Annotated in this window: 7 protein-coding genes; all 7 read left to right on the plus strand. The window is 42.7% G+C overall.

Going from position 1 to position 9573, the window contains the following annotated elements:
- On the plus strand, positions 1-780 hold a 780-nt coding region (locus HW115_RS19000), incomplete at its 5' end, for an ATP-grasp domain-containing protein (RefSeq protein ID WP_227021681.1).
- Between the two features lie 1423 nt (positions 781-2203).
- Positions 2204-2548 carry a hypothetical protein gene (locus HW115_RS19005; RefSeq protein WP_178935107.1) on the plus strand — a complete coding sequence of 115 codons (345 nt, stop codon included), beginning with the start codon at positions 2204-2206 and terminating at the stop codon, positions 2546-2548.
- 135 nt (positions 2549-2683) lie between these two features.
- Positions 2684-3049: a DUF3592 domain-containing protein gene (locus HW115_RS19010; RefSeq protein WP_178935109.1), complete on the plus strand. Its 366-nt coding sequence runs from the start codon at positions 2684-2686 to the stop codon at positions 3047-3049.
- A 141-nt stretch (positions 3050-3190) separates the two neighbouring features.
- Positions 3191-3718: a hypothetical protein gene (locus HW115_RS19015; RefSeq protein WP_178935111.1), complete on the plus strand. Its 528-nt coding sequence runs from the start codon at positions 3191-3193 to the stop codon at positions 3716-3718.
- A gap of 146 nt (positions 3719-3864) precedes the next feature.
- Positions 3865-4266 (plus strand): hypothetical protein, encoded by a 402-nt coding sequence (locus HW115_RS19020; RefSeq protein ID WP_178935113.1) that lies wholly within the window; start codon positions 3865-3867, stop codon positions 4264-4266.
- Positions 4267-5227: 961 nt separating this feature from the next.
- On the plus strand, positions 5228-5557 hold the full coding sequence (locus HW115_RS19025) for a multidrug transporter (protein ID WP_178935115.1): 330 nt from the start codon (positions 5228-5230) through the stop codon (positions 5555-5557).
- Between the two features lie 477 nt (positions 5558-6034).
- The gene (locus HW115_RS19030; protein ID WP_178935117.1) at positions 6035-6355 is read left to right on the plus strand and encodes a hypothetical protein; all 321 of its coding nucleotides are present in this window, start codon (positions 6035-6037) and stop codon (positions 6353-6355) included.
- Positions 6356-9573: the final 3218 nt, after the last annotated feature.

The raw sequence follows: 9573 nt of genomic DNA on the forward strand, positions 1-9573 counted from the left end.
GGTGAACTTTACGTTGGGCAAATAAAACAAATGATTACACAGGCATACATCGAAGAGAGTGGTAATGGTAAACTTCGCCATGAATCAGCTCTCGTTGCAGAAGAGATGAAAGCTCGAGGTATTCCTTATAAGACCTTCACTGTCAAAAAAATCTATAGGAGACAGTTGCCGCTAGATTCTATGACACTCGTGGTTGGTGATATGGATTGTATGTATGGGGCATTGAAGCAACTTGGCATAGATATTCCGCCAAATAATGATTACCCGAAAAGCTTATCGCACCTGCTCCATAGAAAGGTTTGGACCACTACTCTTGGTGCGGTCAAAGAGTCTTTCCTGAACTCTGGAGTGCCAGTATTCATAAAACCAGCTGGTCGAAAAAAGGTTTTCACTGGCTTCGTATGTGAAGACTCAAACGACCTGTATAGGTGTTTGGGTGTTTCAAGGAAAGAGCCTGTTTATTGTTCTGAGATTGTTTCTTGGGTAAGCGAGTTTCGAGTATATGTATCGAACTCACAGATTTTAGGTGTCGATTTCTACCGTGGAGACGACAGTAAAAGTATTGATATTACAGTCGTCGAGCAGGCCATCAAAGATTTAGATCAGGCAAGTGAATCCTACGCAGGCTATGCCATCGACTTCGGAGTTCTTTCGAGTGGGGAGACTGCCCTTGTTGAAATGAATGATGGATTCTCAGTTGGCGCATACAGCATAGATAAATCTAAGTATACTGATATGACGATATCACGTTGGGAGGAACTTCTATCGTATAAAATATAGGCCCAACAAGTCGTTGCACCCGACCGTTAGTAGCTGCCGTGTCAGGTTTTGTCACGGTTCTAAAGAATTGAAATTTTAACCCGTTTATCCACCATTTCATCACGGCGGGTGAACTTTACGTTCGACAAAAAATTGAACCTTTTAGATCCATCGAAGGCTAGATCTGGCGGCTCAAGGCTGTTTCATGTGGTATTCTAAGCGTCATTATTCCAGTGGCGCTTTTTTGTGCCTGGATTAACGAAGGTTTTCCCCTGAACTGGTAGTAAAGTTTAGTGATTTTATAATGGTTTGATCCAAGAATTTCGGTTTTCATGCCGTCTAGCAGATGACGAGATTGCGTGGTTTTCATTCATTCTGAGTGAATTGACCAGTGGCGGCAGCGTCTTAAGCCCCAAGCATTCGCCGTTTATGGTTTGTAGGATGTTCATTGTAAGCACGTTAAGTTCGGGTGATCCACTAGAATGGATTGGCGGCGCGGAGAAAATCTGGTCGAACAAGTCGCAGCACCCGACAGCTAGTAGCTGTCGAGTTTGCGACAGGTAACCTTTTTACGACATTGTATCTATAATTCGCATATCGGCGCATGATCGCTGCCGGTGTGCTTTACGTTCGGTAAAAAATGAACTCTACAAATCCCTATACACCACCAGCAACTTCTTCTAACCTGTCAAGCGATCGACCTAGAAGGCCTGTGTTCGTGACGGTTATCTGTGTTTTGTTGATTCTTGGAGGAGGCGCAGCGCTAGCTAGCTACAATAGCATATATGACCGCAGTATCGCATCATGGTATCCTCCATACAATGCTGTGTATGTGTTGATACAGTTTATTTGCGTATTTGGGTTGTGGACTATGAGGCGTTGGGCATTTGTTGCCTTAGTAGGATTGGTGACTTTGAATATTATAGTGCATTTTGCTATAGGTGAGGGGAATTTCGTATCCATCGCAATTTGGCTAGTTTTATTCTACTTTCTTATTCGTCATATACCTTCTAAAAAACAACAAACCGAACAAGTCGCAGCACCCGACGGCTAGTAGCTGACTGGCCAGGGTTTGGCCGCTGTTCATCAGAATCGAAACTTTAAATCTTAGCGCTACTGGCACATCGCCGCCGGTGTGCTTTACGTTATGCGAAAAAATAGGCAGATCATTCAAATGGTTGATTATTCCGAATCGGCTCGAAGGATGAAACCATAAGTTTGTTCACTCAGTGCATTCAACGGTTATTCTCGCAAGGCGGAATGAATACTTGATCGAGATTCGCTGAAATCTGTATTCCGAGTCATTCGTAAAAGCATCAGGAAAGACGGAGGAAAGCAAATTGCATAACAAGTCGCTGCACCCGACCACTAGTAGCTGATCGGCCAGGTTTTGTTTCTGCTCCTCAAAAGGAAATCTATTAATTCGTTCATCTACCATTTCATCGTGGCGGGTGAGCTTTACGTTAGCCAAAAAATGAGCCTTCAAACGATAATCAAAGATTTAGCAACATCAGAAGAGATTATCGACTATTCATTGCACGATGCCTTGACAGATCAAGCCGACTGGAATGCTGATTATTGGGACTTCCACCAGAACCAACTAAAAAGCGTGAAAGAACGAATCAAAAATGACTATTTGAACTCATCTAAAGGTATTGTTTTTGCTGCTCTATGGGTAAGTGATCTTCCGTTGAATGATGTTGAGACGACGATTGAAGATTTGCTTGAACGTTTCGATCACGGAAGAATTGGCACGCGAGATCGATACTCCATAAAAAAATCGGGCTAACAAGTCGTTGCACCCGACCGCTAGTAGCTGACTAGCCAGGTTTCGATGCTGTTCCTTAGAATTGAAACTTTAATCGTTTCATCGACGTTTACATCGCGGCCGGTGAACTTTACGTTCGACAAAAAAATACACCATATGAACCCTCCTCTAATATTTGGAATAATTTGTGTTATCATAACGATTTGGCATGAGATTTCATGGTTAAACCGACGATGCTGGAAGAAGTTGGAAGCTCAAATCGTTGATGTGGTGGAACGCACAAGGAAGGGTAAACTCTCCTACTACCCTGTGCTTGCTTACACGTTTCGGGGGAGTGAGGAGAGATTTACGTCCAAATATGGCAGCAATATTAAACCTGATATTAACAGTGAAGCCATTGCGTTGATTTCACCTGATGGCTCAAAAATCGAGCAATATAGTCTTTCAAATCGTTGGTTTCTAACTATTTTACCGTTGACGATGTCCATTGCTCTAATCTTGAAGGGGCTTGATATATTCTAAAAAATGGTCGAACAAGTCGCAGCACCCGACAGCTAGTAGCTGTCGAGTTTGCGACAGGTAACCCTTTTATGACATTGTATCTTTAATTTGCATATCGACGCCTGATCGCTGCCGGTGTGCTTTACGTTAGACAAAAAATTTATGATCATACGTCTCATCGTCATTCTGGCCATATCTCTGAACATTGCCTCCAATTCTCAGGCGAAGCGCCCTCAAGTTGCTAGTTACATGAAGGGGAAGTCGTCAATGACTGAAAAGGCTATTTCAACTTTAGACAAGATAGCTAAAGGAGAAATCAAGATTGAACATAAATCTTATATTTCCTACGGCGATGGAGGTAGCACAGGTGTACTGTTTGATTTATCGAATTCGCAGCGGCTTACTGTCTTCATTCCATTTTGGTCAGCTCGTTATCCTGCTGATATACGGCTCCGCATCAGTAATAAAGATGATAATGGTATTCCATGGAGTAACACACTTGAAGAGAACCTCTCTCTTAAGAGAGCTCTAACCAAAACGATCCAAAAACTACAGGTCACAGATCTTGATAAAGCTACTGCTTTCGCACTAAAGGACCTCCAGAAGGCCATCAACAGAAAACCGGATGAATCCATCAATTATGATCCTGCCGACGTAGAGGTTCCGGATGATCCATTTTCAACCGATTAACACTACAAAAAATCAAGTCTAACAAGTCGCTGCACCCGACCGCTAGTAGCTAAGTGGCCAGGTTTTTCGGCTGTTCTACGCGATTGAAACTTATAAACTTACGCCACTGGTTCATCGCGGCCGGTGAGCTTTACGTTCGGTAAAAAATGAAATATCACTTCATAGTTAATTCTCTGTTTGCCTTGATCTTCGCTTCGGTCGGATGCAAGGAGAAAACTGAATCTTCATTAACTGGGCAGGTCGCGCCTGTTTTACACATAGCGGCATTTAAAGTTGTAGATGCTAATAACGGAGAACCTGTTAAAGTTGGTGTAAAGGTGCACACTGATTTAATCAATGGAACCACGCCTATTCAATTAGTTGAATTTATGCCTAATGGCTCATGTAGGCTGACATGGCTTTCCCATGATGGCGAGGGGGGAGTTACATTGAGCGCCGATGGATATGTTCCCATAGACGTCCCATCAAATGCGATTCTTACTACATCTAATTTAGCTGTGAAAACTAGACCTTTGAGTAATCATCTGATTAAGATTCATCCTAAATAACTGACCGAACAAGTCGCAGCACCCGACAGCTAGTAGCTGTCGAGTTTGCGACGGCAAACCTTATTACGTCATTGTATCTATAATTCGCATGCCGACGCCTGATCGCTGCCGGTGTGCTTTACGTTCTGCAAAAAAATGCACAAATTGACACTACATCTAATCATCTCGCTCACGGTATTATTCACTCCTTGGACTATTGCTCAAGATATTGTCTTTAGTGATAAGAGTGAGCCAATGGTTACTAAATATGATAAGAAGGGACCAAAGTTGAATGTTTCAATCACATCGAGCGGCAAATACTCGATTGATGAAGTAGTATTTACTACGAAACAACTATTGGTGGTCTTTAAAAAGGCATATATGCTTAATCCTAAAGTGACTCTTCTTATTACATCCCCTAAGAATATTGATAACAACCATATCATAAAACTACTTAACACTTCAGCGGAGGCAAAAATCAGGTTTGTAGCATTCGTGCAAACTGAGGAAAAAAATCGGCAGAACAAGTCGCAGCACCCGACCGTTAGCAGCTGACTAGCCAGGTTTTGCCACTGTTCTACACCATTGAAACTTTAATCCGCCCATCGACCATTTCATCACGGCCGGTGTGCTTTACGTTCTGCAAAAAAACTCAGCACTTCCAGAAATGTTGATTATTCCGAATCGGCTCGAAGGATGAAACCATAAGTTTGTTCACTCAGTGGAATCATTGGTTATCCTCGCAAGGCACACGAATTCGGGTGTCACGTTTCATAAATTGATAGCAAGAAAGGTTGATTCCGAGTCGCACTTGAAAGCAACCCGAAAGGCTGGGAAAACAAATCGGCAGAACAAGTCGCTGCACCCGACCACTAGTAGCTGACTGGTCAGGTTTTGTTTCTGTTCCTCAAAAGGAAATCTATTAATTCGTTCATCCACCATTTCATCGTGGCGGGTGAGCTTTACGTTGGGTAAAAAAATCATGACTAGCAAACCACTAGAATCAGACTGGAAGTCATTCCGCAAAATGGCTCCTAAATTAAGAGATCGCTATCTTGATCAGTGTAATAGCGAGTTGAGTTGTATCATTAATGACGATTCATCGACATCGACTGAGAATTTTTGGACTCTCGAAGAGCGTGTTCGTAAAGAGGCCCGTATTTTACGTGAATGCCTTGATGGCCATTCAAGATCAAGAATGCTTGAATTCATATTGATCATGTATCGCCACAAGATGCTTACTGATAGTGATCTACGTGAATTTAGTGAAGAGCTTAAAGCACGAGTCAACGGCATCTTAAGTATTCAATAAAACAACAAGCCCAACAAGTCGTTGCACCCGACGGCTAGTAGCTACCGGGCCAGGTTTTGCTACTGTCCTTAAGAATTGAAACTTTGACCATTTCATCAGCGGTTACATCGCCGCCGGTGAACTTTACGTTCTGCAAAAAAAGCTTAGCACTTCCAGAAAGGTTGATTATTCCGAATCGGCTCGAAGGATGAAGCCATAAGTTTGTTCACTCAGTGGAATCATTGGTTTTCCCCGCGAGGCACACGAATTCGGGTGTCACGTTCCATAAGTTGTGGGCAATAAAGATGGACTTCGAGTCGCACTTGAAAGCAACGAGAAAAGCGGGGGGAACTAATCGGCAGAACAAGTCGCAGCACCCGACAGCTAGTAGCTGTCGAGTTTGCGACGGCAAACCCTTTTACGTCATTGTATCTATAATTCGCATATCGACGCCTGATCGCTGCCGGTGTGCTTTACGTTCGGCAAAAAATATTAAACATGACCGCAGAAGAATTTGTAGCAAACTTCAAAGCTGAAAAGGATATATCTCTGTCGCTCTATTTGAGTGATGAGCCAACAGAGGTGTCGGAACGCTTTAAGGCTCTCGAATCGGCTCAAGATAAGCGAAAAGCTATTGAGGGCATAATCGATACCATTTTAACTGATACCTATTATTCGATATTACTCGGATTGGATGGTGCAGCGAGTATTGGTGATGAGCAGCAGGGATATACTATTCATGATGAAGAAGGATCAGTAATTACGGATGCCCAAGATGGCGAGCTTGAAGGATTAGCTTGGGAGGCCTTTCACGGATAGAGAAACAAATCAGCCGAACAAGTCGCAGCACCCGACCGTTAGCAGCTGACTGGCCAGGTTTTTCGACTGTTCTACACGATTGAAACTTATAAACTTGTGCAACTGGTTCATCACGGCCGGTGTGCTTTACGTTCGACAAAAAATTGAATCTTTTAGATCCATCTAAGGCTAGATCTGGCGTCTCAAGGCTGTTTCATATCGTATTCTGAGCGTCATTATTCCAGTGGCGCTTTTTTGTGCCTGGATTAACGATGGTTTTCCCCTGAACTGGTAGTAAAGTTTAGTGATTTTATAATGGTTTGATCCAAGAATTTCGGTTTTCATGCCGTCTAGCAGATGACGAGATGGCGTGNTTTCAAGTCTCAAGCATTGGCCGTTTTAGGTTTGTAGTCTGCTCATTTTAAGCATGTTAAGTTAAGGTTGTCCTGTTTAATTCCACTAGAATGGATTGGCAGCGCGGAGAAAATCTGGTCGAACAAGTCGCAGCACCCGACAGCTAGTAGCTGTCGAGTTTGCGACGGCAAGCCTTTTTACGTCATTGTATCTTTAATTCGCATATCGACGCTTGATCGCTGCCGGTGTGCTTTACGTTATGCGAAAAAATAGGCAGATCATTCAAATGGTTGACTATTCCGAATCGGCTCGAAGGATGAAACCATAAGTTTGTTCACTCAGTGGATTCATCGGTTTTCCTTGTAAGGCTAAGCGATTATTCTGATCATCGGTCAGCAAAATCTNTTCTTAATCGCTCTTGAAAGTAACCAGAAAGACGGGGGAAACTAATTGCATAACAAGTCGCTGCACCCGACCACTAGTAGCCGCCGTGCCAGGTTTTGTTTCTGTTCCTCAAAAGGAAATCTATTAATTTGTTCATCAACCATTTCATCGTGGCGGGTGAGCTTTACGTTATGCAAAAAATCACGTAGCTTTAATGAAGGGAGTAGCATATCTTTTGGTTTCAGTTGCTTGTTGTTTGTTGGCTGTTTGGTGTGGGCTTACTGGATGGAAAGTCTTCAGTATTAGCCACTTTCTAGCCGTGGATGCGACATATAATATTCGTGCAATGCGAGATTATGGTCCTCAGCCTGCTTTCTGGCGTGATCACCTTAGTTCATTGCCGCTCTATATCCCTTCGTTAGTGATAGGATTATTTACAATTATGTGTGGTTATTTTGGTAGCGTATGCGGTTGGCTTTCTTATTGTATATTTCGACGTAAGGTATGATTTAGACCAAACGAAGCCGATGATTATCGAATCGCTCTCGACAGCGACAAATCCTGCCAAGAAAACAACTAGCATAACAAGTCGCAGCACCCGACAGCTAGCAGCTGACTAGCCAGGGTTTGGCTACTGTTCACCAGCATTGAAACATTAAATCTTGCGCAACTGGTACATCGCTGCCGGTGTGCTTTACGTTGGGCAAAAAAATGAAGCGCTGGATCACATATTGCTGCGATATGGCCGTTATTTCGAGCTATATCGGATCTGTGTATCTTATGATCAAACTGAAGTTGTCAGATACACATAAGATGGAGATTCAAGGGGTTGTCGACAGTTTGGCGGTAATAGCAGCTATGATTATAATTCTAGGATCGCTGATTATAGCTTTGAGAGTCACATACGGCATTTGGGATACTGATAAATCATCAATGAGGCTAAAGCGCTTATACCAAATTCCGTTCATTAATTTCGCCACATGGTATTTGCGAAGGAGGAATGGTATACCATTTGAGATAGCCCAACCTCGTCGTAGATTCCCATGGGAGGCTTAAAAACAACAAGCCCAACAAGTCGTTGCACCCGACAGCTAGTAGCTACCGAGCCAGATTTTTCGGCCATTAATCAGAATTGAAACTTTAATCTTTGTTCATCTGGTACATCGCTGCCGGTGAACTTTACGTTCGGCAAATTATTATTTTAGGCTTTAGGATTTCAGGCGGTTCACGTTTTTCGAGCAAGGCTTTTCCATTTGATATTTATTGACCATTTGAAGCGAGTTCATTTTTGCCTTATTCGAATCTGTTTTAGGTCAGTGACGTTTCACGAAATTAAAAACTGCTTTTCGATTAGTATCGTTACGATTTAAGGTTTTGAATGGTTCTCTTTGCGTGAGTTTCAAAATCAGCGAATGATTTCTTCGAGCTGTTTTTACATAATCACGCGATTCCGTTATTCACAAAATAAGCCGAACAAGTCGTTGCACCCGACGGAGAGTAGCTGCGCAGCCAGGTTTTAAGCTGGTTTAAACCATTAAAAACAAAGTATCGTTTACCCTCACTCTCCGCGGGTGAACTTTACGTTATGCGAAAAAATAGGCAGATCATTCAAATGGTTGACTATTCCGAATAGGCTCGAAGGATGGAACCATAAGTTTGTTCACTCAGTGGATTCAACGGTTATTCTCGCAAGGCGGAATGAATGCTTGATCGAGATTCGCTGAAATCTGTATTCCGAGTCATTCGTAAAAGCATCAAGAAAGACGGAGGAAACCAAATTGCATAACAAGTCGCTGCACTCGACCACTAGTAGCCGCCGTGCCAGGTTTTGTTTCTGTTCCTCAAAAGGAAATCTATTAATTCGTTCATCTACCATTTCATCGTGGCGGGTGAGCTTTACGTTAGCTAAAAAATGAACCTCCGTAATACTATAATATCTACAATTATTTTCTCTGCCGTTATCTCCGTATTGGGTTGGTTCCTATATGAGAGTGTTCTAGCTTATGTTACATCAGGAATCGAGGCGCGAGTGCTTATACATAACCCAACCAAGGCGTTTGGGCATCATATAATGATGTCGTTGATGATTGGGTTTCTTGGATTGATGATTGGCTTTTCAACCCTTCTCAGTGCTCGATTTTCTAGAGAGATCAAATATGGAAAGCGTTTCGCTTTATTTTCATGCGTTGGCTGCATTTTACTTGTCATTACGACCATGTATATGGCGCACAATATGGGTCTAGCTAGCCGATACCTTTCTCCTGATTTAGCAAGATTGGATTGGTCGATTTCGGCTATTCCTCTATACAGGATAGGGCTTCATTCTGGTATTATTGTTTTATTGGTCGGTCTTTTGTCTTCTCTGCGCTACAATAAAAATAAAGCTAACAAGACGTTGCACCCGACGTAGAGTAGCTGCGCAGCCAAAAATTTTAAGTTGGCTTTAACCATTAACAACACAGTGAAGGATACCGTCACTCTACGCCGGTGAACTTTACGTT

It is taken from the genome of Oceaniferula marina (genome assembly GCF_013391475.1).
Taxonomy (GTDB): Bacteria; Verrucomicrobiota; Verrucomicrobiia; order Verrucomicrobiales; family Akkermansiaceae; genus Oceaniferula; species Oceaniferula marina.

What these genes read in the sequence shown, in the direction of transcription:
- HW115_RS19010 (WP_178935109.1), top strand. Translation starts at nt 2,684, where the DNA reads ATGAACCCTCCTCTAATATTTGGAATAATTTGTGTTATCATAACGATT.
- HW115_RS19025 (WP_178935115.1), top strand. Translation starts at nt 5,228, where the DNA reads ATGACTAGCAAACCACTAGAATCAGACTGGAAGTCATTCCGCAAAATG.
- HW115_RS19020 (WP_178935113.1), top strand. Translation starts at nt 3,865, where the DNA reads ATGAAATATCACTTCATAGTTAATTCTCTGTTTGCCTTGATCTTCGCT.
- HW115_RS19015 (WP_178935111.1), top strand. Translation starts at nt 3,191, where the DNA reads ATGATCATACGTCTCATCGTCATTCTGGCCATATCTCTGAACATTGCC.
- HW115_RS19030 (WP_178935117.1), top strand. Translation starts at nt 6,035, where the DNA reads ATGACCGCAGAAGAATTTGTAGCAAACTTCAAAGCTGAAAAGGATATA.